26 protein-coding genes are annotated in these 22,729 nt (G+C 69.8%); 15 read left to right on the top strand and 11 right to left on the bottom strand.

What is annotated here, in order from left to right; genetic code table 11:
- The first annotated feature begins 77 nt into the window (after positions 1 to 77).
- On the top strand, positions 78 to 902 hold the full coding sequence (gene aroE / locus PotMrB4_RS00125; protein ID WP_172432212.1) for a shikimate dehydrogenase: 825 nt from the start codon (positions 78 to 80) through the stop codon (positions 900 to 902).
- 23 nt (positions 903 to 925) lie between these two features.
- On the opposite strand, the gene PotMrB4_RS00130 is transcribed toward aroE, so the two are convergent.
- The 3 genes from PotMrB4_RS00130 to betC all read right to left on the bottom strand — a co-directional run bounded on the left by PotMrB4_RS00130 (position 926) and on the right by betC (position 5,052).
- Complete coding sequence (locus PotMrB4_RS00130; RefSeq protein WP_172432213.1) at positions 926 to 2,485, bottom strand: SulP family inorganic anion transporter; 1,560 nt, start codon at positions 2,483 to 2,485, stop codon at positions 926 to 928.
- A gap of 121 nt (positions 2,486 to 2,606) precedes the next feature.
- On the bottom strand, positions 2,607 to 3,533 hold the full coding sequence (gene choX / locus PotMrB4_RS00135) for a choline ABC transporter substrate-binding protein (protein WP_172432214.1): 927 nt from the start codon (positions 3,531 to 3,533) through the stop codon (positions 2,607 to 2,609).
- A 10-nt stretch (positions 3,534 to 3,543) separates the two neighbouring features.
- Positions 3,544 to 5,052: a choline-sulfatase gene (gene betC / locus PotMrB4_RS00140; protein WP_172432215.1), complete on the bottom strand. Its 1,509-nt coding sequence runs from the start codon at positions 5,050 to 5,052 to the stop codon at positions 3,544 to 3,546.
- Positions 5,053 to 5,164: 112 nt separating this feature from the next.
- Here betC and PotMrB4_RS00145 point away from each other — a divergent pair, with 112 nt between their 5' ends.
- From PotMrB4_RS00145 to PotMrB4_RS00165, 5 genes are all read left to right on the top strand, one after another.
- Entirely contained in the window at positions 5,165 to 6,115 is a 951-nt protein-coding gene (locus PotMrB4_RS00145; RefSeq protein WP_172432216.1) for a choline sulfate utilization transcriptional regulator, read from the top strand.
- A 145-nt stretch (positions 6,116 to 6,260) separates the two neighbouring features.
- Positions 6,261 to 7,247, top strand: coding sequence for a phospholipase C/P1 nuclease family protein (locus PotMrB4_RS00150; RefSeq protein WP_172432217.1), 987 nt, complete (start codon positions 6,261 to 6,263; stop codon positions 7,245 to 7,247).
- Positions 7,234 to 8,502, top strand: a complete 1,269-nt coding sequence (locus PotMrB4_RS00155) for a peptidylprolyl isomerase (RefSeq protein WP_172432218.1) — start codon at positions 7,234 to 7,236, stop codon at positions 8,500 to 8,502. The genes PotMrB4_RS00150 and PotMrB4_RS00155 overlap by 14 nt, the downstream gene beginning before the upstream one ends.
- Positions 8,499 to 9,095, top strand: a complete 597-nt coding sequence (locus tag PotMrB4_RS00160; RefSeq protein ID WP_172432219.1) for a hypothetical protein — start codon at positions 8,499 to 8,501, stop codon at positions 9,093 to 9,095. Before PotMrB4_RS00155 ends, PotMrB4_RS00160 begins: the two co-directional genes overlap by 4 nt.
- Positions 9,096 to 9,149: 54 nt before the next feature.
- Positions 9,150 to 9,518: a DOPA 4,5-dioxygenase family protein gene (locus PotMrB4_RS00165; protein WP_044410139.1), complete on the top strand. Its 369-nt coding sequence runs from the start codon at positions 9,150 to 9,152 to the stop codon at positions 9,516 to 9,518.
- On the opposite strand, the gene PotMrB4_RS00170 is transcribed toward PotMrB4_RS00165, so the two are convergent.
- Positions 9,515 to 10,951, bottom strand: a complete 1,437-nt coding sequence (locus PotMrB4_RS00170; protein WP_172432220.1) for a flavin monoamine oxidase family protein — start codon at positions 10,949 to 10,951, stop codon at positions 9,515 to 9,517. The genes PotMrB4_RS00165 and PotMrB4_RS00170 overlap by 4 nt on opposite strands.
- Before the next feature lie 71 nt (positions 10,952 to 11,022).
- Positions 11,023 to 11,697 carry a FadR/GntR family transcriptional regulator gene (locus PotMrB4_RS28345; protein WP_172432221.1) on the bottom strand — a complete coding sequence of 225 codons (675 nt, stop codon included), beginning with the start codon at positions 11,695 to 11,697 and terminating at the stop codon, positions 11,023 to 11,025.
- A 101-nt stretch (positions 11,698 to 11,798) separates the two neighbouring features.
- On the opposite strand from PotMrB4_RS28345, the gene PotMrB4_RS00180 reads away from it, so the two are divergent.
- Entirely contained in the window at positions 11,799 to 12,665 is an 867-nt protein-coding gene (locus PotMrB4_RS00180) for a carboxylate/amino acid/amine transporter (protein ID WP_172432222.1), read from the top strand.
- A 51-nt stretch (positions 12,666 to 12,716) separates the two neighbouring features.
- On the opposite strand, the gene PotMrB4_RS00185 is transcribed toward PotMrB4_RS00180, so the two are convergent.
- From PotMrB4_RS00185 to trpB, 3 genes are all read right to left on the bottom strand, one after another.
- The gene (locus PotMrB4_RS00185; RefSeq protein ID WP_172432223.1) at positions 12,717 to 13,604 is read right to left on the bottom strand and encodes a M24 family metallopeptidase; all 888 of its coding nucleotides are present in this window, start codon (positions 13,602 to 13,604) and stop codon (positions 12,717 to 12,719) included.
- 219 nt (positions 13,605 to 13,823) lie between these two features.
- On the bottom strand, positions 13,824 to 14,633 hold the full coding sequence (gene trpA, locus PotMrB4_RS00190; RefSeq protein WP_160482376.1) for a tryptophan synthase subunit alpha: 810 nt from the start codon (positions 14,631 to 14,633) through the stop codon (positions 13,824 to 13,826).
- Positions 14,633 to 15,856 carry a tryptophan synthase subunit beta gene (gene trpB, locus PotMrB4_RS00195; RefSeq protein ID WP_044410145.1) on the bottom strand — a complete coding sequence of 408 codons (1,224 nt, stop codon included), beginning with the start codon at positions 15,854 to 15,856 and terminating at the stop codon, positions 14,633 to 14,635. The genes trpA and trpB overlap by 1 nt, the downstream gene beginning before the upstream one ends.
- A 117-nt stretch (positions 15,857 to 15,973) precedes the next feature.
- Here trpB and PotMrB4_RS00200 point away from each other — a divergent pair, with 117 nt between their 5' ends.
- From PotMrB4_RS00200 to PotMrB4_RS00210, 3 genes are all read left to right on the top strand, one after another.
- Entirely contained in the window at positions 15,974 to 16,645 is a 672-nt protein-coding gene (locus tag PotMrB4_RS00200; protein WP_142013223.1) for a DUF3592 domain-containing protein, read from the top strand.
- A gap of 1 nt (position 16,646) precedes the next feature.
- Complete coding sequence (locus PotMrB4_RS00205; RefSeq protein ID WP_172432224.1) at positions 16,647 to 17,534, top strand: LysR family transcriptional regulator; 888 nt, start codon at positions 16,647 to 16,649, stop codon at positions 17,532 to 17,534.
- Positions 17,535 to 17,628: 94 nt separating this feature from the next.
- Positions 17,629 to 18,132: a DUF3060 domain-containing protein gene (locus PotMrB4_RS00210; RefSeq protein ID WP_172432225.1), complete on the top strand. Its 504-nt coding sequence runs from the start codon at positions 17,629 to 17,631 to the stop codon at positions 18,130 to 18,132.
- 4 nt (positions 18,133 to 18,136) lie between these two features.
- Here the strand turns inward: PotMrB4_RS00210 and PotMrB4_RS00215 are convergent, their stop codons facing one another.
- The gene (locus PotMrB4_RS00215; RefSeq protein ID WP_172432226.1) at positions 18,137 to 18,466 is read right to left on the bottom strand and encodes a hypothetical protein; all 330 of its coding nucleotides are present in this window, start codon (positions 18,464 to 18,466) and stop codon (positions 18,137 to 18,139) included.
- Positions 18,467 to 18,601: 135 nt separating this feature from the next.
- On the opposite strand from PotMrB4_RS00215, the gene PotMrB4_RS00220 reads away from it, so the two are divergent.
- The 3 genes from PotMrB4_RS00220 to PotMrB4_RS00230 all read left to right on the top strand — a co-directional run bounded on the left by PotMrB4_RS00220 (position 18,602) and on the right by PotMrB4_RS00230 (position 20,415).
- Entirely contained in the window at positions 18,602 to 18,817 is a 216-nt protein-coding gene (locus PotMrB4_RS00220) for a dodecin (protein ID WP_044410160.1), read from the top strand.
- A gap of 139 nt (positions 18,818 to 18,956) precedes the next feature.
- Positions 18,957 to 19,181 carry a DUF1161 domain-containing protein gene (locus PotMrB4_RS00225; protein ID WP_044410163.1) on the top strand — a complete coding sequence of 75 codons (225 nt, stop codon included), beginning with the start codon at positions 18,957 to 18,959 and terminating at the stop codon, positions 19,179 to 19,181.
- 235 nt (positions 19,182 to 19,416) lie between these two features.
- Positions 19,417 to 20,415, top strand: a complete 999-nt coding sequence (locus PotMrB4_RS00230) for an LLM class flavin-dependent oxidoreductase (RefSeq protein WP_074969890.1) — start codon at positions 19,417 to 19,419, stop codon at positions 20,413 to 20,415.
- A 3-nt stretch (positions 20,416 to 20,418) separates the two neighbouring features.
- Here PotMrB4_RS00230 and PotMrB4_RS00235 read toward each other — a convergent pair whose 3' ends face one another.
- The gene (locus PotMrB4_RS00235) at positions 20,419 to 20,838 is read right to left on the bottom strand and encodes a PA0061/PA0062 family lipoprotein (protein WP_044410169.1); all 420 of its coding nucleotides are present in this window, start codon (positions 20,836 to 20,838) and stop codon (positions 20,419 to 20,421) included.
- A 62-nt stretch (positions 20,839 to 20,900) separates the two neighbouring features.
- Positions 20,901 to 21,317 (bottom strand): PA0061/PA0062 family lipoprotein, encoded by a 417-nt coding sequence (locus tag PotMrB4_RS00240; protein WP_044410171.1) that lies wholly within the window; start codon positions 21,315 to 21,317, stop codon positions 20,901 to 20,903.
- Between the two features lie 48 nt (positions 21,318 to 21,365).
- On the opposite strand from PotMrB4_RS00240, the gene PotMrB4_RS00245 reads away from it, so the two are divergent.
- Positions 21,366 to 22,463 carry an aminopeptidase gene (locus tag PotMrB4_RS00245; protein WP_172432227.1) on the top strand — a complete coding sequence of 366 codons (1,098 nt, stop codon included), beginning with the start codon at positions 21,366 to 21,368 and terminating at the stop codon, positions 22,461 to 22,463.
- A 31-nt stretch (positions 22,464 to 22,494) separates the two neighbouring features.
- Positions 22,495 to 22,728, top strand: a complete 234-nt coding sequence (locus tag PotMrB4_RS00250; protein WP_074969896.1) for a DUF1161 domain-containing protein — start codon at positions 22,495 to 22,497, stop codon at positions 22,726 to 22,728.
- Position 22,729 lies beyond the last annotated feature (1 nt).

A 22,729-nucleotide genomic window follows, 5' to 3' on the forward strand; every position in this document is an offset into this window, starting at 1 on the left:
CCGCCCTGCCGGGCCTTCCAACGTGACGCGCCGAAGCGGACTTTCGAACCGCCCCGGCCCTGCCCCAAGGACTTCCCATGGACCGCTACTGCGTCTTCGGCAACCCCATCGGCCACAGCAAGTCGCCGCTCATCCACCGCCTCTACGCCGAGCAGACCGGCCAGGTGCTGAGCTACGAAGCGGTCCTCGCCCCGCTGGACGACTTCACCGGCTGCGCCCGAGCCTTCTTCGCCACCGGCCTGGGCGGCAACGTCACCGTGCCCTTCAAGGAGCAGGCCTTCGAACTGGCCGACCAGCTCAGCGCCCGCGCCCAGCGCGCCGGTGCGGTGAACACCCTGAAGAAGCTCGACGACGGCCGCCTGCTCGGGGACAACACCGACGGCGCCGGGCTGGTCCGCGACCTCACCCGCAACGCCGGGCTGTCCCTGGCCGGCAAGCGCATCCTCCTGCTGGGCGCCGGAGGGGCCGCGCGCGGGGTGATCGAACCGCTGCTGGCGGAAAAACCGGCGTCCCTGGTGATCGCCAACCGCACCGTGGAAAAGGCCGAAGCCCTCGCCCGCCTGTTCGCCGACCTCGGCCCGGTGTCCGCCAGCGGCTTCGACTGGCTGGAAGAACCGGTGGACCTGATCATCAACGGCACCTCCGCCAGCCTGGCCGGCGACCTGCCCCCCATCGCCCCCAGCCTCATCCAGCCGCGCCACACCGCCTGCTACGACATGATGTATGGCAAGGAACCGACCGCCTTCAACCGCTGGGCCGCCAGCCACGGTGCCGCGCGTACCCTCGACGGCCTCGGCATGCTGGTGGAGCAGGCCGCCGAAGCCTTCCTGCTGTGGCGTGGCGTGTTGCCCGACAGCGCCCCGGTACTGGTCGAACTGCGTCGCCAGCTCGCCGAGGGCTGAGCGACCCCCGGCCTGACGCTGGGCTACGGCTCGATCAGCAGGCCGCTGCCCTCGCCCTCCAGCTTGCGCAGTTCCCGCTCCACCTGCGGGCGGGCCCGGCGCAGCACCAGGCAGCGGCCCTCCCCGCCCAGGCGACGGGCCTCGTCGTGGAGCAGGCTCACCCCGGCGTAGTCGATGAAATTGACGTGGTGGGCATCCAGCACCAGGCGCCCGGCCTGGCTCTTCTGGATCAGCCGCTGCAGGTACGGGCAGGCCCCGAAGAAGATCGACCCCTCGATGCGCAGCACCTCCTCGTCACCCTGCCGGGCCTGCAGCACCCGCGGCTGCGAGGTGCGCTTGAGGTAGAAGAACAGCGATGCCAGCACCCCGGCATAGATGGCCGTCTGCAACTCCAGCAGCAGGGTCGCCGCCAGGGTCAGCGCCATCACCGCGAACTCCGCCCGGCTTACCCGCCACAGCTGGCGCACCCCGCGCCCGTCCAGCAGGCCCCAGCAGATCATCAGGATGCCGGCGGCCATCGCCGGCAGCGGGATATGGCCGATCAGGTCCGCGCCGCCCCACGCGAACAGCGCCACCCACAGCGCCGAGAACACCCCCGCCAGGGGCGAGCCGGCGCCCGCCTGCAGGTTGAGTCCCGACCGGGTAAAGGAGCCCGCCGACAGGTAGCCGGAAAACCAGGCGCCGACCAGGTTGGACAGCCCCTGGCCACGGGTTTCCTGGTTCACGTCCAGCACCTGCCCCGAGCGGCTGGCCAGGGCGCGGGCGATGGACAGGCTGGTGACCAGGCCCAGCAGCCCGCACGCCACCGCTGACGGCAGCAGGCGCAGCATGTCCTCGGCATCGAAGCGCAGCGTCGCCAGTGGCGGCAGGCTGCCCTGGAAGGCCGCCATCCGCGCCACCGCGCCGAACGGGCCGGGCAGCGCCATCACCAGCAGGCTGCCTGCGAGAAGCCCCAGCAGCAGGGCCGGCAGGCGCGGCGCCAGCACCCTCGCCAGAATCGACACGCCGAGGCTTACCCCCGCCACGGTGAGCGACGGCCCGTGTGCCTCGCCCAGGTGGGCGGCCAGTGCCAGTGCGCTCTGCCAGGCCGTGGCGCGACCCTCCGGCGGCGCCAGGCCGAGCAGGTTGGGCACCTGCCCCAGGGCGATCACCAGCGCCGCACCCAGGGTGAAACCGAGCACCACTGACTGCGAGACGAAGTTCGCCAGGGCGCCGAAGCGCAACAGCCCCATGAGGAACTGGAAGGCCCCCGCGAGAAAGGTCAGCAGCAGCACCAGGCCGATGTAGTCCTGGCTGCCCGGCAAGGCCAGGGGGCTGACGCTGGCCATCAGCACCACCGAGATGGCCGCCGTGGGCCCGCCGATCAGGTGCCGCGACGAGCCCCACAGGCAGGCGACGATCACCGGCACCACGGCGGCATACAGCCCATAGGCCGCCGGCAGCCCGGCAATCAGCGCATAGGCGATGGACTGGGGCAGCGCCAGCACCGCCCCGGTCAGCCCCACCAGGGCGTCACGGCCGACGGCCCGGGGGCGCAGGCCGGGTAGCCAGTGGAGGAAGGGGAAGAGACGGGATGGGCGCATGGCGGCGTCGCTGTGGCTCGGTTACGGGAGCGCGGTCATTCGGGAAGGGCAACGCTGCCAGCCCGCCCGGTGGGCGCGGTTTCGACCGTGAAAGCGCCTCCGGGCCTGTGAGCGGTCGGGCTCAGAGCTTTGCCTTCACTGCCGCCAACCCATCGCCGCCCTCGCGGGTGGTCACGCCGTTCAACCAGGCCTCCAGGGCTGCCGGGTTGGCCTTGATCCAGGCCTTCACCGCCGCCTCGTTGCTGGCCTTGCCGCTCAGCACCTGGTCCATCACGCTGTTTTCCATCACCTGGGTGAACTGCAGGTTGGCCAGCAGCCGGCCCACGTTCGGGCACTGCTGGGCGTAGCCCTTGCGGGCCAGGGTGTTCACGCTGCCGCTCTCGCCGAAGTAGCGCTCGCCACCCTTCAGGTAGACCAGGTCGTACTGCACGTTCATCGGGTGCGGCGTCCAGCCGAGGAACACCACGAACTCGTTGCGCTTCACCGCCCGGCCCACCTGCACCAGCATGGCCTGCTCGCTGGACTCCACCAGCTTCCAGTCGCCCAGGCCGAACTCGTTCGACCGGATCATCTCCTGGATGGAAACGTTGGCCGGCGAGCCGGCGGCGATGCCGTACAGGGTGTGCTTGAACCGCTCGGCATGGCTGTCCAGGTCGGCGAAGGTCTTCACCCCGGCCTCGTAGGCGTAGCGCGGCACCGCCAGGGTGTACTCGGTACCCGTGAGGTTCTCGGCCAGCCGCTCCACCTCGCCGCTGGCGACGAACCGGTCGTAGTTGCTCTGCTGGGCCGGCATCCAGTTGCCGAGGAAGGCGTCCACCTGGCCCTTCTGCAACCCGGCGAAGATGATCGGCACCGCCAGGGTCTGGGTCTCGGCGCGGTAGCCCAGCCCGTCCAGCAGCAGGTGTGCCACGCCGTTGGTCACGGCAATGTCGCTCCAGCCCGGGTCGCCCAGTTTCACCGTGGCGCAGCGGGCGTCCTCGGCCTGCGCCGCCAGGGCCAGGGTGGTGCTCAGCAGGCCGGCGGCCACGGCAGGGATCAGCGTCTTCATGGGGCGGTCCTCAGGGTTGGGGGAAGCGCGCGCGGCGCTCCAGGTCGTCCAGGTCGATGTGGTTGCGCATGTACTGCTGGCTGGCGTCGACGAAGGGCTGGTGGTCCCAGCTGGTCAGCGTGCCCTGGGCCAGGGCCTCGGCGACGAAGCGGCGGCGGCGCTGGCTGGCGAGGGTCGCCTCGGCGATGGCCGCGACGTTCCAGCGCGCCCGTGCCTCGTCGAGGAAGGTTGCCAGCAGCGCCTGGTGTTCGGCGGAGCCGGCCAGGTTCTCCAGCTCCAGCGGGTCGTTGGCCAGGTCGAACAGCAGGCACGGGTCCTGCTCCGAGTAGATGAACTTCCACTGCCGGCGACGGATCATCATCAGCGGGCTGGTGGTGCCTTCGGCCATGTATTCGCCCAGCACCTCGTCGTGGCCTTCGCGGCCTTCCAGGTGCGGCAGCAGCGAGCGGCCGTCCAGCGGCAGGTTCGCCTCCAGGTGGCCGCCGGCCAGTTCCACCAGGGTCGGCAGCAGGTCCACGGTGGACACCGAGGCCGTCACCCGGCGGGCCGCGAAGCGCGCCGGGGCGTGCACCAGCAGCGGCACCCGGGCGGCCATCTCGAACCAGTGCATCTTGTACCAGAGGCCCCGCTCCCCAAGCATGTCGCCGTGGTCGCCGGAGAACACCACGAGGGTGTCCTCGGCCAGGCCGCACTCGGCCAGGGTCTTCAGCAGCGCACCGACCTGGTCGTCGACGTAGCTGCAGGCGCCGAAGTAGGCCCGGCGGGCATCGCGGATCTTCGCCTCCGGCAGCGGCTTGCCCCACAGGTCGATGACCTTCAGCAGGCGCTGGCTGTGGGGGTCCTGCTCGTGGTCGGCGAAGCGCACCCGGGGCATGGGGATCGCCGCCTCGTCGTGGCGGGCCCAGTAGTCGGCCGGGATGGTGTAGGGGTCGTGGGGGTGGGTCATCGACACCGTCAGGCAGAAGGGCTGGTCCGCCCGCTGGCGCACGTGGTCGTAGAGGTACTGGCGGGCCTTGAACACCACCTCCTCGTCGAAATCCAGCTGGTTGGTGCGCACGCTCGGCCCGGCCTGCAGCACCGAGGACATGTTGTGGTACCAGCTCGGGCGCACATCCGGTTCGTCCCAGTTCACCGCCCAGCCGTAGTCGGCGGGGTAGATGTCGCTGGTCAGGCGCTCCTCGTAGCCGTGCAACTGGTCCGGGCCGCAGAAGTGCATCTTGCCCGACAGCGCCGTGCGGTAGCCGAGGCGGCGCAGGTAGTGGGCGTAGGTGGGAATGTCGGCGGGGAACTCGGCGGCGTTGTCGTAGGCGCCGATCTTCGACGGCAGCTGCCCGCTCACCAGGGTGAAGCGCGAGGGGGCGCACAGCGGGCTGTTGCAGTAGGCCGAGTCGAACACCACGCCCTCGGCGGCCAGGCGTGCCAGGTGAGGCACCTTCAGCGGGGAGGACGGGGTGTAGAAGGGCAGCAGCGGCGCGGCCATCTGGTCGGCCATGATGAAGAGGATGTTGGGGCGTTTCATCGTGCGCTTATCCATACCGATGAATTATGCGAGAGTGCTGGCGCTGATGATTGCGTCAGCTCCTCGCCCCGGTAAACCGCACGGGGAGACATGACTCGGATAAGCAAAGCTTATGGCAAATTTCCCTGACGTCGCCCTCGACCTGCTGCGCGTGTTCGAGGCCGCCGCCCGCCACCTCAGCTTCACCGCCGCTGCCGTGGAGCTGGGCACCACGCAGCCGGCGGTGAGCCAGCAGATCCAGCGGCTGGAGAAGCAACTGGCGACCCGGCTGTTCGACCGCGTCTACCGCGGCATCGAACTCACCGATGCCGGGCGCGTGCTGTTCCTCCACGTGCAGGAAGGCCTGCAGGCGATCCAGGCCGGGCTGGAGGCCGTGGGCGCCCGCAGCCAGCACGAGGTGCTGCAGGTGGCCACGGATTTCGCCTTCGCCGCCTACTGGCTGATGCCGCGCCTGCACCGCTTCCATGAAGCCAACCCGGACATCGACGTCAGCCTCGTCACCAGCGACCGCACCATGAACATGCTGCGCTCGGAGGTGGACATCGCCATCGCCTTCGGCGACGGCCGCTTCAAGCACGGCGATGCCCTGCTGCTGTTCCGCGAGGAGGTCTTCCCCATCGCCAGCCCGCGCCTGCTGGCCGGGCGCGCCACGCCGCTGCCGGCCGCCGCGCTGGCCGAGCTGCCGCTGCTGCACCTGAAGCCGGAGGTGCGCACCCGCTGGTTCGACTGGAGCAGCCTGTTCCGCGAGCTGGGCATCAGCCAGAGCCCGCCCTCCGGCGCACTGCGCTTCGACAACTACACCCTGCTGATCCAGGCCGCCATCGCCGGCCAGGGCGTCGCCATCGGCTGGCGCTACCTGGTGGACGACCTGCTGGAGCAGGGCCTGCTCGCCCCGCTGCTGGAAGGCCGGGTGTGCTCGGACCTCGGCTACTACCTGGTCCAGCCCGAGCGCAAACGCCGCGCCCGGCTGATGAAATGCTTCGTCGACTGGCTGCAGCAGGAGCTGGGCGATGCTGCTCGACAGGCACATCTGATCCGCAATCGCGAGGGCATCGCAATCTGAGCGCGAAACGTCTGCAGACCCGAACCATCGTTTGGGCGCCGCTATTATGTGATGCCCGTCACGGGGCGCCGGCCTGAGCGTCATGCAAAGGCCACAACCTTCGCCCATTACTGACACACCACCACTCCAGAGAGCGCTGCCCCCAATGAGACCGACCTCCCGCCTGGTCGCCAGCCTTGTGCTGTGCGCCCTCGCCGGCCAGGCCCACGCCTGGTCGCAGCCCACCCACAAGAACATCGTCAAGGACGCCCTGGCGTACATGAACTCTCCCTACGCCACCGAGGAGATGCGCCAGGCCTATGCCTTCTACGTCGGCGCCGCCGGCAGCGAGGCCAAGGCCGGCGAGATCCTCGGCCAGGCCGCCTACGACGTGGACGACTTCCGCGACACGCGCCTGGGTGGCTGGTGGGTCGGCTACGAATACGCCCCTGTGTGGAATGCCGCCGCCAAGCTGGTGAACTACACCTCCTACTGGCACTTCCTCAACATGGGCCGCCAGGGCGATGCCCACGGCAACCCCCACGGCGGCTACGACTACCGCTACCACAAGGTGGACGGCACCATCGCCGACGTGGACTGGTACGCCAAGGTCTACCTGTACAACCGCGAGCTGAAACGCGAGGACTTCGACACCACCGAGGCCCACTACCGGCGCGGCAGCCGGTCCAACTGGCAGGAGCACTACGGCGACTTCCAGACCGCCGCCTTCCAGCCCATCGATAACCTCGCCGGCTACTGGTTCGACCAGTTCCGCGCCGCCCCCTCGCTGCAGACCATCGGCTATGCCCTGCACGCCACCGGCGACGTGGCCCAGCCCCACCACGTGTGGATCACCTCGGCCAACGGCCACGTCAGCTGGGAAGGCTGGGTCGACGACCACTACGCCAGCGAGAAACTCAACGACCCCACCGCCGTGGCCAACCTCATCAGCCGCTACGACCCGGCCCGCAGCATCCGCGAGCTGCTGACCCAGACCGGCCAGGTCGCCTACGCCCACCCCGAGCCGCTCTATGACACCAGCTACGCCACCCGGCTGCGGGTCGCCCGCGAGCTGATCCCCGAGTCCATCGCCCTGACCGTCACCGTGCTGACCAAGGGCGCACGCAGCTTCAATGCCCGTGAAAGCCTCTGATCGCCCCTGGCGCCGGCGGGGCCTGGCGCTGCTGCTCGGCGCCTGGCTCGGCGGCGCGCAGGCCATGCCCAGCGCCCCGGACCTGCGCATCGACGGCCAGCGCCTGCCCGGGCGCAGCATCGCCCTGCTGGAACAGGTGCTCACCCGGGTCAAGTTCAACACCGACCCGCGCCAGCTGCGTCGCGGCCTGGTGGAGAACCACCTGCTGGCGCGGGAACTGGAGTCGCAGCTGAACGAGCAGAGCCGTCGCGACCTCGACGCCAGTGTCGAGATCGAGGCCGGCAACCTGCTGGAGCAGTACTTCGGCCGCCGCGCCGAGGAAGACCTCAGCCCCTACCTGCGCCAGCCCCGGCCGCTCAGCGCGGAGCGCCTGCGCCAGGTGCTGGCCCCCGCCTCCCGGGTGCTGGTGGTGGACAGCCTGCAGCTGGACCCGACCCAGACCCGCGAAGCGGCAGCCACCGAGCTGATCCGCTGGCAGTTCCCCGGCGAAGCCGAACAGCGCCTCGACCTCCTCGACCTCTACCAGGGCGACAACGTCCAGGGCCGCGTGGAGCTGCAGCAGGGCAACCTCGGCTACCTGGCGCGCCAGGTCCAGGCCCGGATTCAGCGGGACCGCCTCTGGTACCGCCTCGGCCAGGAGGGCTTCAGCGCCGAAGAGCGCCAGGGCCTGCGCACCCTGGTGCGGGATCGCCTGGTGCGCCAGCGCTACCTGCACCAGGTCGGCCTCTACAGCGACTTCCACCATGAGTCCGACAACCTGCGGGCACGGGCCGCCCGGGTCAGCGACGCCGATGCCGAGGCCTACTACCAGCGCAACCTGGCGAACTACCGCAACGTCGCCCAGGTCCAGGCCGCGCACCTGCGCGTGGGGGACCAGGCCAGCGCCGACCGCCTCTACGCCGAACTGCAGCAGGGCCTGGATTTCGACGAGGCCGTGCGCCGCCATTCCCTGGCGGACGACAAGGCCCGCACCCCGCCGGGCGACCTCGGGCTGATCCGCGCCGACGACCCGAAGCTGGACCTGCTGCACAAGACCGCGCTGATCCAGAAGGCCAACACCCTGTCGCAGCCGATGCTGATCGACGGTGCCTTCGAGATCCTCCGCGTGCGCAGCCGCGAGGACCGCCAACTGCCCCTGGCGGACCCGAGCGTGCGCTACGAGGTGAACCAGGCCGTGGCCCGTGAGCAACTGGCCGCCGAGTTCGAGGCGCGTATCCACCAGTTGCTGGCCGATGCCCACGTGGAGGGGTTGTGAAGGGCTGGCTGGGGCTGGCCCTGGCCAGCGTGCTGGTCAGCGCCGGCGTGGGTGCGGCCTGGAGCTGGCGCGAAGCCCCGGTGGCCGTGGCGTCGCCTGCCCGGGCGCCGTCGGCGCCGGCCAGCCTTCCGCCTGTGCCCGTTCCGACGGCCTCGCAGCCGCCGGCCTCCCCCGCACCGGCGGCCCCCGTGGCCGCCAAGGCCGTGGACGAGGCCCCGCCCGCCCCGGCGCCCCTGGATCTCCAGCAGGCCCAGCAGCTCATGCAGTGGACGGCGGAACACGGCGACCCGCGCAGCCCGGCCCTGGGCGGGCTCAAGCCACGCCAGGCCGCCAGCGATGCCGAACGGGCCGATCCACAGGCCTACACCGCCCTGGAGGAGCGCCAGACCCGCGAGCTGGTGCAGGCCTATGCCGCTGGCGTGCAGCAGATCCCCGAGATCCGCGCACGCATCGAGGCCGCCGCCCAGAGCGGCGAACGCAGCCCCGCCGAGCTGGACGAGGCCCGCGCCGCGCTGGAACAACTGGAGGCCATGCAGGCGCACCTGGAGCGTGAGGCGCCCGAGCTGCTGCCCGGCAGCACCCGCGCCGACTGAGCAGCCCCGGGCGCAAGCGGCTACCATGGCAGCCTCCGTTTTCGGGAGACCGCCATGTCGGCCTTTGCCACCCCCCGCATCAAGGGCTTCCACGCCCACGTCTACTTCGACGCCGAGACCCTGCCCCAGGCCCGTGCGCTGTGCGAGGAGGCGGCCCGCCGCTTCCCGCTGAAGATGGGCCGCGTCCACGAGAAGCGGGTCGGCCCGCACCCGGACTGGAGCTGCCAGCTGGCCTTCAAGCCCGAACTGTTCGGCGACGTGGTGCCCTGGCTGGCGCTCAACCGCGGTGGCCTCAACGTGCTGGTGCACCCCATCACCGGCAGCGACCTGAAGGACCACCGCGACTTTCCGCTGTGGATGGGCGAGGTCCGCCCGCTGGACCTGGCTGATCTGCAGGATGGGGCCATCGAGTACGACCTTTAGGCCCGCCCCAGCGCCACCAGCACCTCCTGCGCGACCCGTTCGCCGGCGCGCACCGCCCCTTCCAGGTAACCGCACCAGATCGGCGAGGCTTCGCTCCCGGCCCAGTGCAGCCGGCCCAGGGGCGCCCGCAGCCAGTGGCCGTTGCGCGCCAGCACACCGGGCGGCAGGGGCGATACGCAGCCGGCGCTCCAGCGCTCCTGGGACCAGTCCTGCTCCACATAGGCCAGCGGCCGCGCGGCTTCATCACCCAGCAGGCGGCTCAGCTCGCGCAGCACCCGCTTGCGCCGCCGGGCCGGGTCACCCCCCGCGCGGGCCGGGTCGAGGAAGGCCAGCAGCACGCCGTTCCCCTGGCCTTCCGGGGTGCTGTCGACGGTCATCTGCACCAGCCCGTCGGTGACCAGGCCGGCACCCGAGAGACCGGCCGCGCGCCAGAACGGTGCCGGGTAGCGCAGGTGCACCTTGATCCCGCCGCTGGCGGCCCAGTTGCGCTGCAGGGCCTCGCGACCCGGCGGCAGGGCGGGGCTGAAGCCGATGCGGCTGACATCGGCCGGCATCATCGCCACCACCACCTGTTCGGCGCTGATCACCGCCCGTTCGCTGTGGACCCGCAGCGGGCCCTCCAGCCAGCCGTCGATCCGGCTCACCGGGCTGCCGGTGATCAGGCTGTCGCCCAGCGGCTCGGCCAGCAGCAGGGACAGGCGCTGCGCCCCGCCCCGCAAACGGTATTGCTGGGCCTGGTCGTCCAGGGCGGTGAAGCCGCCCGCCGAACGCAGGTAGAACAGGAACCACAGCAGCGAGACCCGGCCCGGCTCGCTGGCCAGGGTGGTGGAAAGGGTGGTCGCCACCGCTTCGACGGCTTCCTCGTCCGCGCGCTGGGCCTTCAGCCAGGCCGCCACGCTCATGGCGTCCCAGGCCTCGGCGCGGGGTGCCTTCCAGGGCGCCTCCGGCGGCACCCGCGCCGCCATGGCTTCGAGCCGGTCCATCAACGCCCGCGCCTTGGGGCCGGGGCCTTCGGGCGGGAAGGTATAGCGCTGGCCCTGGATCAGGGCCGCCATCTCGCCCTGGGTGTACTGCGGCACCAGCGGCACGCCCAGTTCACCGGCCAGGCGCATCACCGCCTGCTGGCTGCCGCCGACCCACTGGCCACCGCCGTCCACCTCGATGCCCTCGCCCAGGGGCTGGTTGAGGGTGCGCCCGCCGACCCGCTCGCGGGCCTCCAGCACCTGCACCCGGCACCCTGCGGCCACCAGGCGTCTAGCCGCCACCAGGCCGGAGAGGCCCGCACCCACCACCACCACGTCCACCTGCCGGTCCGGCGGCCCGCCGGGCGAGGCCTGTCCACCCCGGGCCAGCCCGGTCAGCAGCGCCGCGCCGCCCAGGCGCAGCAGGGAGCGGCGGGAAACACCCAGGGCATCGAGCAATCGCGTGTACATCCTGTACCTCCACTTGGTTACCAAGTTGTTCGGGTCGAAAAAAAGCCACCCAACCCGGGGTGGCGACGGGTTCAGGCGGGCGGTGTACGCACCGAGGCCAGGTAGAACGGGATCGGGTCCTGCCGGGCGTGCAGCTGGCGCACCAGGGTCAGGTAGAACCAGCGCAGCTCCGCCGGGTCGCCCGCCGAAGGCGGCTCCTCGCCCAGCCAGCGCTGCCACAGGGCCATTTCCATCTGCAGCACACGGTTGCGGCCGAAGGCGGTGAGCCGCTGCCACACCCGTCGCTCCAGGGCCTGCAATTGCTCCGGGGTCGGTGTGGCGGGGCAGCCTTCCACCTCCGCCAGCAGTTCGGCCCGCTCATCGTCCGTGGCGTGGCGCGCCGCCGCCTCCAGCAGGCCGATGGCATAGAGCTGCTGGTACTCGTCCAGGTCGCGCAGCAGGCGTCGGGCAGCGTCCGAGCGCAGGCGGGCGCCGTAGCGCAGCAGCAGCTCGAACACCCGGGCATCGGCGCGGGCCGGGTCCAGCACCCGGCTCGCGCCGCCCTGGCGCACTTCCACCAGGCCGGCGTCCTTCAGCTTGTGCACCGCCTGGCGCACGGTGATGCGCGAGACGCCGTAGCGTTCGGCCAGCAGCCGTTCCGCAGGCAATGCCTCGCCGGGGGCCAGGTGGCCATCGAAGATTTCGACGAACAGCCCTTCCAGGGCGTCGTCAGCGGCATGCCGCGTGGGGGGATTCGCTGTGCTCATGGGGCGCCACTGTACTTGGTTACCAAGTACAGTCAAGCACCCGCGATGACGAACGACGAGGCAGCGCCTATCATCGCGGCCCGCGTTTACGGAGGCCGTCCATGCACTTCCTGCTCATCGTCACCCTGCTCTGGGCCTTCTCCTTCAGCCTGATCGGCGAGTACCTGGCCGGTCGGGTGGACAGTGATTTCGCGGTGCTGGCGCGGGTGCTGATCGCGGCGCTGGTGTTCCTGCCCTTCACCCGCTGGCGTGGCCTGCCGACCCGCCTGCTGGCCGGCTTCTGGCTGGCCGGTGCGCTGCAGTTCGGCATCACCTACCTGTGCCTGTACCGCAGCTTCGCGGTGCTCACGGTGCCGGAGGTGCTGCTGTTCACCGTGCTCACGCCGATCTACGTGACCCTGCTGGACGATGCGCTGGCGCGGCGCTTCAGCCCCTGGGCGCTGCTGGCCGCACTGGTGGCGGTGGGCGGCGGGGTGATCATCCGTTTCGACCGGCTGGAGGGGGAATACCTGCTGGGCTTCATCCTCTTGCAGGTGGCCAACGCCACCTTCGCCGCCGGCCAGGTGCTGTGCCGCCGGCTGCTGGTGCGCTACCCGGTGGAGCAGCCGCTGCACCGCTTCTTCGGCCACTTCTTCCTCGGCGCGCTGGTGCTGGCGCTGCCTTCCTTCCTGCTCTTCGGCAACCCCGAGCGCCTGCCGCAGACGACTGTGCAATGGGGCGTGCTGCTGTGGATGGGGCTGTTCGCCACGGCACTGGGGATGTTCTGGTGGGTCAAGGGCAGCACCCGTGTCAGCGCCGGCACCCTGGCGGTGATGAACGAACTCCACGTACCCGCCGGGCTGCTGGTCAACCTGCTGATCTGGAACCGCGACGCCGACCTCCCCCGCCTCGCCCTGGGCGGCGCGGTGATCCTCGCGTCCCTGTGGATAAGTCGTTTGGGCCGGAAGCCGGCCATGCAGCAGCCCTAGGACTGGGCGCTGCCCTCACCTATCGCGCTCGGCCTATCGGGAGGCGCTGGGTCAATCGACGAACTCGGTCAACAATCTGTGCCCGGTTTCAGTGACCTCAACCATGACGGACAACACAACAGCATCCCCTCTGTCTCCGGTGTAGTACTGGAAACCCTCCTCTCCCCTGACGCGTGTACGAACTTGCGCTCTTTGAGCCAGCACCTGGATGTTCAATACCTGGCCAGCCTCCATACAGGTCCCACGGGAAGGTATACCGCGGAGGCCATAGCCCAGGATCTGCGGCTCTTCGACACGTTGCGCACCCATCGTGTACCCGCATAGCTCGCGGATCGGGAAAAGGTCGTTTTCATCGAGCACCTTGGAGATCGCATCGCCGATGGTGTCGATCCTGGCCCCATGGCGTACCGGCTCGATGCCCTTGCGCAGTGCCAGCCGCGCTTTGTCGAGCATGAACAGTTGCAGCGGTGTGGCGTTCCGGCCAGCAAAGGTCCAGGTCTGCGCCAAGTGCGAAACGGGAGTGCCTGCGATCAGCTCGACCTTGACCAGTGCCGACTCCGGGATCGGCTTGTCGGTCGGGATAACACCTCCGACGCCATAGTTGACCGAGACGGGGACCGCCGCCGGATAGCCGTGGTAACCCACCAGCATCGGGCGCCAACCCCGTTCCAGATAAGCGTTCAGCAGGTGCTCCTGGATCTCTAGTCCATTGGCCCCTTGGATGATCAATGGCGCCAGCGAACGCAACAGGCGGCTCGCCTCGGGGGCTTGTTCCCGTTGGTCCTTGAGGCGCTCGGCAGCTGATCGTCGGGCGATGCTTTTCGCCAATCGCTGATTACCGGCGGCGTATCGATCCCATAGTGGGCCTTTTGAGGGGACTCGGGGGCGTCCTGCCAGGGCGTGAAGTGCGTTGAACAGGCGCTTCATGGTGGGGAGCATGAATTACATCCGTGGGACTGGAGCGGAGAACGGAGATTATCGGAGAGTACGCCGCCTGAGACGGGATCTTGATCGCAGGGCTACGTCATTCGATGGCGGAATGATCGGGTGCGGTGATGCTGGCTGCTCTCGATGTGGGGCCTCGCTCGCACGTGCTTCAGCATGAAAAGCCGCTGCTCCCAACTGGGGGCAGCGGCTTTTATTGCGGCTGTATCGTGATCAGGCGCGGGCGCTGCGCACGCCGTCGGCCAGGGTCTTGCAGAGGGTGAGGACGCCGTCGACGGCCTGTTCGGCGGTTTCGGCCTTGGCGATCTGGTCCACCAGGGCGGAGCCCACCACCACGCCGTCGGCGAGGCGGGCGATGCTGGCGGCGTGTTCGGCGGTGCGGATGCCGAAGCCGATGGCCACCGGCAGGTCGGTGTGGCGGCGCAGGCGGGTCACGGCGGCCTGCACGTGCTCCAGGGTGGCGGAGCCGGCGCCGGTGACGCCGGCCACCGAGACGTAGTAGACGAAGCCGGAGCTGCCGGCGAGCACCGTCGGCAGGCGGGCGTCGTCGGTGGTCGGGGTGGTCAGGCGGACGAAGTCGATGCCGGCGTTCTGGGCCGGTAGGCACAGGTCGTCGTTATGTTCGGCCGGCAGGTCGACGACGATCAGGCCGTCCACGCCCGCGGCCTTGGCGTCGTTGACGAAGCGCTCGACGCCGTAGTGGTGGATGGGGTTGAAGTAGCCCATCAGCACCAGCGGGGTGCTCTGGTTGCCCTCGCGGAATTCCCGGACCATCTGCAGGGTCTTGGCCAGGTTCTGCTTGCCGGCCAGGGCGCGGATGTTGGCCAGCTGGATCGAGGGACCGTCGGCCATCGGGTCGGTGAAGGGCATGCCCAGTTCGATCACGTCGGCACCGGCCTCCGGCAGGCCCTTGAGGATCGCCAGGGAGGCGTCGTAGTTCGGGTCGCCGGCGGTGACGAAGGTCACCAGGGCTGCGCGGTTCTGCTGCTTCAGCTCGGCGAAGCGGGTCTGCAGGCGGCTCATCAGTGCTTCTCCTGGTTCTGTTGCATGTGGTGCATCACGGTCTGCATGTCCTTGTCGCCGCGGCCGGAGAGGTTGACCACCATGATGTGGTCCTTGGGCAGCGTGGGCGCGCGCTTGAACACTTCGGCCAGGGCGTGGGAGCTCTCCAGGGCCGGGATGATGCCTTCGAGGCGGCAGCACTGGTGGAAGGCTTCCAGGGCTTCGTGGTCGGTGATCGAGGTGTACTCGACGCGGCCGATGTCGTGCAGCCAGGCGTGTTCCGGGCCGATGCCGGGGTAGTCCAGGCCGGCGGAGATGGAGTGGGCGTCGATGATCTGGCCGTCGTCGTCCTGCAGCAGGAAGGTGCGGTTGCCGTGCAGCACGCCCGGTACGCCGCCGTTGAGGCTGGCGGCATGCTTGCCGGTCTCGATGCCGTGGCCGGCGGCTTCCACGCCGACGATCTGCACCGAGGCGTCGTCGAGGAAGGGGTGGAACAGGCCCATGGCGTTGGAGCCGCCGCCGATGCAGGCGACCAGGGAGTCGGGCAGGCGCCCTTCCTTCTCGGCCAGCTGCTCGCGGGTTTCCTTGCCGATCACGGCCTGGAAGTCACGGACCATGGCCGGGTACGGGTGCGGGCCGGCGACGGTGCCGATCAGGTAGAAGGTGGTGTCGACGTTGGTCACCCAGTCGCGCAGGGCCTCGTTCATGGCGTCCTTGAGGGTGCCGGTGCCGGCGGTGACCGGGATCACGGTGGCGCCCAGGAGCTTCATGCGGAACACGTTGGCCTGCTGGCGGTCGATGTCGGTGGTGCCCATGTACACCACGCATTCCATGCCGAAGCGGGCGGCCACGGTGGCAGTGGCCACGCCGTGCATGCCGGCGCCGGTCTCGGCGATGATGCGTTTCTTGCCCATGCGGCGGGCCAGGAGGATCTGGCCGATGCAGTTGTTGATCTTGTGCGCGCCAGTGTGGTTCAGCTCTTCGCGCTTGAGGTAGATCTTGGCGCCGCCGCAGTGCTCGGTCAGGCGCTCGGCGAAGTACAGCGGGCTCGGGCGGCCGACGTAGTCACGCTGGAAGTAGGCCAGCTCTTCGATGAAGGCCGGGTCTTCCTTGGCCTTCTCGTATTCGCGGGCCAGGTCGTGGATCAGCGGCATCAGGGTCTCGGCGACGTACTGGCCGCCGAAGGCGCCGAACAGGCCCTTGGCGTCCGGGCCGTTGCGATAGGAATTCTGTGAACCAGGCATGGCGGTCATCCGTTGGGTGGCTGGGACAATGGTGGCCAGTCTACGACTGGACGGGGCGGTAGAAAAACCGATAATTCCGCCTCGACGTGTGATTTTTACTCACAGGAAGATCGACACATGAAACTGGGATGGTTGTGGGTGTTTCCCGCCCTGGGCGGTCTGATGATCGCGGGGGCGGTGGCGGTGCAGGTGGCGCGGCTGAGCGACCAGGCACGCATGACGCTGGCCTCGGCGGAGGTGATCGATATCAGCGGCGGCTGCCCGACGGTGGCCTTCCGCACGGCGGCGGGTGAGGCGGTGGAGCACACCAGCAGCGGCTGCAGCAGCCCGCCGGCCTTCGAGCTGGGCGAGTCGGCGAGGGTCTACTACGACCCGGCAGACCCCCGCGATGCGCACCTGGACAGCTTCGTCGACAACTGGGTCGGTTCCCTGGTGCTCGGCGGCATCGGTGCGGTGTTCGCCCTGATCGGCTCGTGCTTCGTGGTGCCGCCGCTGCTGGCCCGGCGCCGCGCGGCGCAACTGGCGGTGAGCGGCCAGGCGGTGATGGCCGAGGTGGTCGACGTACGGCTCAACGGCTCGCTGAGCGTCAACGGCCAGCACCCCTGGCGCATCGTGGCCCAGTGGAAGAACCCGGCCACCGGCAAGCTTCATGTGTTCAACAGCGAGAACCTCTGGTTCGACCCGTCCCGCTTCCTGCCCGACGATGGCTGGGTGCGGGTGCTGATCGACCCGGCCAACCCGCGCCGCTATGCCATGGACACGGCCTTCCTGCCGGAACTGGCGGACTGAGATGAGCCAGGACCTACCCTCCCTCAACGCCCTGCGCGCCTTCGAGGCCGCGGCGCGGCTGCAGAGCATGAGCCGCGCCGCCGATGAACTGCACGTCACCCACGGGGCGGTGAGCCGCCAGGTGCGGCAGCTGGAGGAGTCCCTCGGCGTGGCGCTGTTCAGCAAGGACGGGCGCGGCGTAAAACTCACGGATGCCGGCCAGCGCCTGCGGGACGCCACGGCGGAGGCCTTCGAACGCTTGCGCGGGGTCTGTGCCGACCTCGCACGGCGCAGCGACGAGGCGCCTTTCGTCCTCGCCTGCCCCGGTAGCCTGCTGGCGCGCTGGTTCATCCCGCGCCTGGACCGCCTCAACCGCGAGCTGCCGGACCTGCGCCTGCAGCTGTCCGCCAGCGAGGGCGAGCTGGATCCACGGCGACCGGGGGTGGACGCCACCCTGTGCTTCGCCGCACCGCCCTGGCCGGCGGACCTGCGGGTGGTGGAGCTGGCGGCGGAATCCATCGGCCCGGTGCTGAGCCCCCGCTACGTCCGGCATGACCGGCTGGCCGGTGCGCCCCCCGTGGCCCTGCTGGACGAGGCGCTGCTGCACACCACTTCGCGGCCCCAGGCCTGGCCGCAATGGGCGGCAGCCCAGGGGCTGGCGGTGGATCGGCTGCGCCTCGGCCAGGGCTTCGAGCACCTCTACTACCTGTTAGAGGCGGCGGTGGCCGGCCTGGGCGTGGCCATCGCCCCGCAGCAGCTGGTGGCGGACGAGCTGGCCTCGGGCCGCCTGGTGGCGCCCTGGGGCTTCGTCGAGACGCCCGCGCGCCTGGCGCTGTGGATCAATGGCCGCCAGGCCGACCGCCGCGCCGATGCCCTGGCGGGCTGGTTGCGCCAGGAGCTGGGGCGCTGACGTCTACGGCGTCATGCTTCTGCCCAGGGCATGCAACTTTCCCGGGCCACCGCCGGTCACAGCGGGGCATGCCCAATGGAAGAAGGACGCGTCCATGCCCAAGTTTCCCCTCGCCGGCGCCCTGCTGGCCCTGACCCTCGCCCCACTCGCCCAGGCCGAACCCGTGAGCATCGACGGCGTCGGCCTGACCCGTGACGTGCCCTGCCAGGGGCAGGACGTGGCGATCACCGGCTCCGCCAATCACATCCGCCTCACCGGCACCTGCGGTGCCGTCACCGTGTACGGCTCGGAGCACCAGGTGAGCCTGGAACAGGGTGGGGCGCTGAGCGTTTCGGGTATTCAGAACCAGGTCACCGCCGGGCGCGTCGAGCGCCTGGAGGTGGACACGGCGAAGAACCGCGTCCAGGCGGCCCTCGAAGGCCGCGCCCCGAATCACGCGCAGCTGGCGGTCAGCGGCGCCGACCACAACCTGGAGCTGGTCTTCAAGGGACCGGCCGTGGTGAACCTGTCGGGGGCCGATAACCAGCTGCGCTGGAGCGGTTCGGAGCCGCTGATGACGGTGCAGGGTGTGGATAACCGCATCGAGCGCCAGCCCTGATCGCTTAGCGCCGCCGGGCGCGCGCCTGCAGCAGGCAGGCCAGGGCCACGGCGCCCGCCGCGCCCACGGCCAGACCCGTCGCGGCCAGCGGGTGCCGGCGACCATAGGCGAGCGCCCCGCGCCCGGCTGTCCAGGCGCTGCGTGTCACCCATTCGCGCCCGTGGTCCAGGGCGCGGGCCATCTGTCCCGTTTCCGCCTTCAGCGTGGCCACTGCCTGTCCGGTGGCGGCCTCGGTGCGCCCGCGGATGTGGTCGATGCGGCCGCGCAGGTGGTCGATCTCCCGCTGGATGTCGTCGAGGGCGCGCTGTTTGCGCCGGTTCATGAAGAACGCCATGGGGTATCTCCTCTGTCGTGGGGTGTACGTTTTGCGACCACGGCAGCGCGAGGGAGTGCAGCTAATCTGAACTTATCGCCCGAGGCACGTGCCAGAACTGGCAGGCGAATCATCGTTAAGGCAAGGAGAACGGCTATGTCGGATCACCACACCTACAAGAAGATCGAGATCGTGGGCTCGTCCCGCACCAGCATCGAGGACGCCATCGGCAACGCGCTGGAGCAGGCGGCCAAGACCATCAAGCTGCTGGAGTGGTTCGAGGTGGTGGAAACCCGCGGCCACATCGAGAACGGCAAGGTGGGCCATTACCAGGTGACGCTGAAAGTAGGCTTCCGACTCAGCGATAGCTAACTGTCTGACAGAAATCCCCGGCACCTTGAGCTAGGCTGTTCGCGTTCGGCCGGGCCTGGGGGCCCGGCCAACCCCGGAGACGGGTCGTCTCCATGGCTCGCACGAGCCGTTTCTTTTCTGCAACGAGGGAGCGTTACCGATGAAAAAACTGCTGTTGGCTGCTGGTTTGTTCGCGCTCGCCGGTTCGGCCATGGCCGCTGGCAAGCCCTGTGAAGAGCTGAAGTCCGAGATCGACGCGAAGATCAAGGCCAAGGGTGCGACGTCCTACACCCTGGAGATCGTCGACAAGGGCAGCGTCACCGACAAGAAGGTGGTGGGCAGCTGCGAGGCGGGCACCAAGGAAATCGTCTACCAGCGCAAGTGATTCACCGTATCTGGGAAGAAGCCGGCTCGATGCCGGCTTTTTTCTGTGCGTTACCTTCAACTTGCAGGCGTTCCTTCTCTTCCGGTACGACCCGTCCGCAGCGGTGAGGGGCTTACCAGAAGGTGCCTGAGGCACGGAAAAGTGCCTTCTGGTCCGATCGAAAGGGGCAACTTAGAGTAGGCGCATCCTGTCCTACGGAAGGTCTTCCGCCTTCCCCTCGCAAGGCCCGATCACCATGACTGCGCTTTCCTCGCTTCCCCTTTCCGTCCTCGACCTGGCGCCGATCCGCGACCACGGCGGCCCCGCCCAGGCCCTGCACAACTCCCTGGCCCTGGCGCAGCACGTCGAGCGGCTGGGCTTCTCGCGCTTCTGGGTGGCCGAGCACCACAACATGGACGGCATCGCCAGCTCGGCGACCGCCGTGCTGCTGGGCTACCTCGCCGCCAACACCTCGACCCTGCGCCTCGGTTCCGGTGGGGTGATGCTGCCCAACCACGCGCCGCTGGTGGTGGCCGAGCAGTTTGGCACCCTGGCCACCCTCTACCCGGGCCGCATCGAGCTGGGCCTGGGGCGCGCGCCAGGGGCGGACCACTTCACCGCCCAGGCGCTGCGGCGCGACCGCCTGGGCAGCGCCGACGACTTCCCCCGTGACGTCGAGGAGCTGGAACAGCTGCTGGGCCCGCGCCAGGAGGGCCAGAAGGTGATCGCCATGCCCGGCATGGACACCCGCGTGCCGATCTGGCTGCTCGGCTCCAGCCTGTTCAGCGCCCAGCTGGCGGGCATGAAGGGCCTGCCCTACGCCTTCGCCTCGCACTTCGCCCCGCGCTACCTGCACGAGGCGATCCGCGTGTACCGCAACCATTTCCGCCCGTCCGAGGTGCTCGATGCACCCTACGTGATGCTCGGCGTGCCACTGGTGGCGGCGCCCACAGACGAGGAGGCGGAGTTCCTCGCCACCACCGTCTACCAGCGGGTGCTGGCGCTGATGCGCGGCGAGAGCCTGGTGCTGCGCCCGCCGGTGGAAAGCATGGCCGGGCGTTGGCTGCCTCACGAGAAGGAGGCGGTGGGCAGCTTCCTGGGGCTGGCGATGGTCGGCGGGCCGGAGAAGATCCGCAGCAAGCTGGAGGTGCTGCTGGAGCAGACCGGGGCGGACGAGCTGATCTTCACCTGCGACGTCTACCAGCACGAGCACCGCCTGCGGGCCTTCGACATCCTCGCCGGGTTGCGCGGCTGAGCCTCAGAGCGGGCCGCAGCCGAGCACGTCGCCCCGCGCCACCACCTGGCCCTGGGCGTCGCGCAGCAGCGCCTGGGCGCTCATCACCACCGGTCGGGCTTCCAGTCGATAGCGCTGGCCGGCGGCAAAGCCGTCGTAGCGGAAGCGGATGTGGCAGGTGAGCTGGGTCGGGCCGCTGCTGGTGTTGAAGCCGCCCCCGCCGGGGATGTCGAACTGGAAGCGGGTTTCCAGTTCATGGGCGCCGGGGCTGAGCTGGTAGAAGCGCCCGTCCCGGGTGCGCTCGCCATCCTGCCGGTTGGCCATCAGCGTGGTGCCCGGATCGCTGCGCAGCTCCACCCAGGCCTGGTTCGGGTCGGGCGTCGGCAACGGGCTGGCGCAGGCGCCGAGGCTGGCGAGCAGGAGCAGCAGGGCGGGCTTGTGCATGGCGATCACCTCGTGGGGCGGGCTCTCAGGATAAACCCGCCGGGGCGCGACGGCAGCCCCGTTCAGACATCACCGCAGCGGCCTTCACGGGCGCGGGCCACTTCCCGCTGGCGCTCGTCGTAGAGCCGCACCCAGGGGCGGAAACCGATCTCCCCGGCGCGCATCTCATAGCGCTGGCCGGCGGCGAAGTCGGCGTAGTCCAGGGTCAGCAGGCAGGTGCGGGCAAGGCTCGGCTGGGCGGTGCCGATGGCGCTGCCGTCCACGTCGAAGCGGTAGCGCACCTCCAGGGCGTGGCGCCCGGGCTGGACCTGGAAGTAGCGGTCGTCCTCCAGCGGGCGTTCGTCCACCCGTGCGGCCTCCAGTGCGCCCCGCTGCTGCGGGGCGAAGGCGATCCAGGCCTGGTCCGGGTCGGGGCTGGGCATGATCAGGCCGCAGCCGGCCAGGTTCAGGGGCAGGGCAAGGACGAGCAGGCGACGCATGGGCAACTCCTTCTGGCGTGGTCGGGGGCGTTGCGCTAGCTTCGGCGCATGCCGCCCTCCTCTTTTCTCGCCTTTCTCGACCGCTGCCGCACCCTCGCGGTTCCCTGGCTGCTCGCCCTGGTGCTGGGCGGTTGTTCGACGCTGGACTACTACGGGCAACTGGCCGCCGGGCAGTGGCAGTTGCTGCGCGCCCGCGAACCGGTGGCGCGCATCGTCGCCGACCCGGCCCGTGACCCGGCGTTGCGCCAGCGCCTGGCCCTGGCGCAGGAAGCGCGGAACTACGCCAGCCAGCAGCTGGCCCTGCCGGACAACGGCAGCTACCGGGTCTATGCGGATATCCACAGGCCCTTCGTGGTGTGGAACGTGTTTGCCACGCCGGAGTTCTCCCTGGCGCCGGTCACCCACTGCTTCCCCATCGCCGGGTGCGTGGCCTACCGCGGCTACTACCAGCAGGGCCGCGCCCGGGGTGCGGCGGCGCTGATGCGCGAGGACGGCTTCGACGCCTGGGTCGGCGGTGTGGAGGCCTATTCCACCCTCGGCTGGTTCGATGACCCGATCCTCAGCAGCATGCTCGGTTGGGGCGAGGATCGGCTGGTGGCGGTGATCTTCCACGAGCTGGCCCACCAGCGGCTGTACGTGACCGACGACAGCGCCTTCAACGAGTCCTACGCCAGCTTCGTGGAGCGCGAGGGGCTGCGCCAATGGCGCGCCGCGCGGGGCCTGGCGACCGGGGAGGACCCGTCCCTGCGCCAGCGCGAGCAGTTCACCGCGCTGGTGCTGGCCAGCCGCGAGCGGCTCCAGGCGCTCTATGCCAGTGGTCGCCCGGACGCCGAGCTGCGCGAGGCCAAGGCCGCCGAGTTCGAGCGCTTGCGGCGCGACTACCGCGCCCTGCGCGATGGCCCCTGGGGCGGCGTGGGGCGCTATGACGGCTGGATGGCGGGGCCGATGAACAACGCCAAGCTGTTGCCTTTCGGCCTCTACGACCGCTGGGTGCCGGCCTTCGCCGCGCTCTATAGCCAGGCGGACGGCTGGAGCGACTTCCATGCCCGGGTGGCGGCGCTGGCAGCCCTGCCGGTGGCGGCACGGGAGGCGCGCCTGGCCGAGCTGCAGGCGGCGAACTCCGCCCCGGCGGCTCCGGTCGAATGACAGCGGATTCGAGACAAGGGGGAGACGCACGATGAAGCGGTGGATGCTGGTGATGCTGTGTGGCCTGGCCTCGGGCGCGGCGATGGCCGCGCCCAAGCCGTGCGAGGAGCTGAAGGCCGAGATCGAGGTGAAGATCCAGGCCGCCGGGGTGACGGCCTACACCCTGGAGATCGTGCCCGCCGGCGAGGTGGAGGACCCCAACATGGTGGTCGGCTCCTGCGAGAACGGCACCCGCAAGATCCTCTACCAGCGCAACGGCAACTGAC

The organism is Metapseudomonas otitidis (assembly GCF_011397855.1).
GTDB classification, from domain to species: Bacteria; Pseudomonadota; Gammaproteobacteria; order Pseudomonadales; family Pseudomonadaceae; genus Metapseudomonas; species Metapseudomonas otitidis.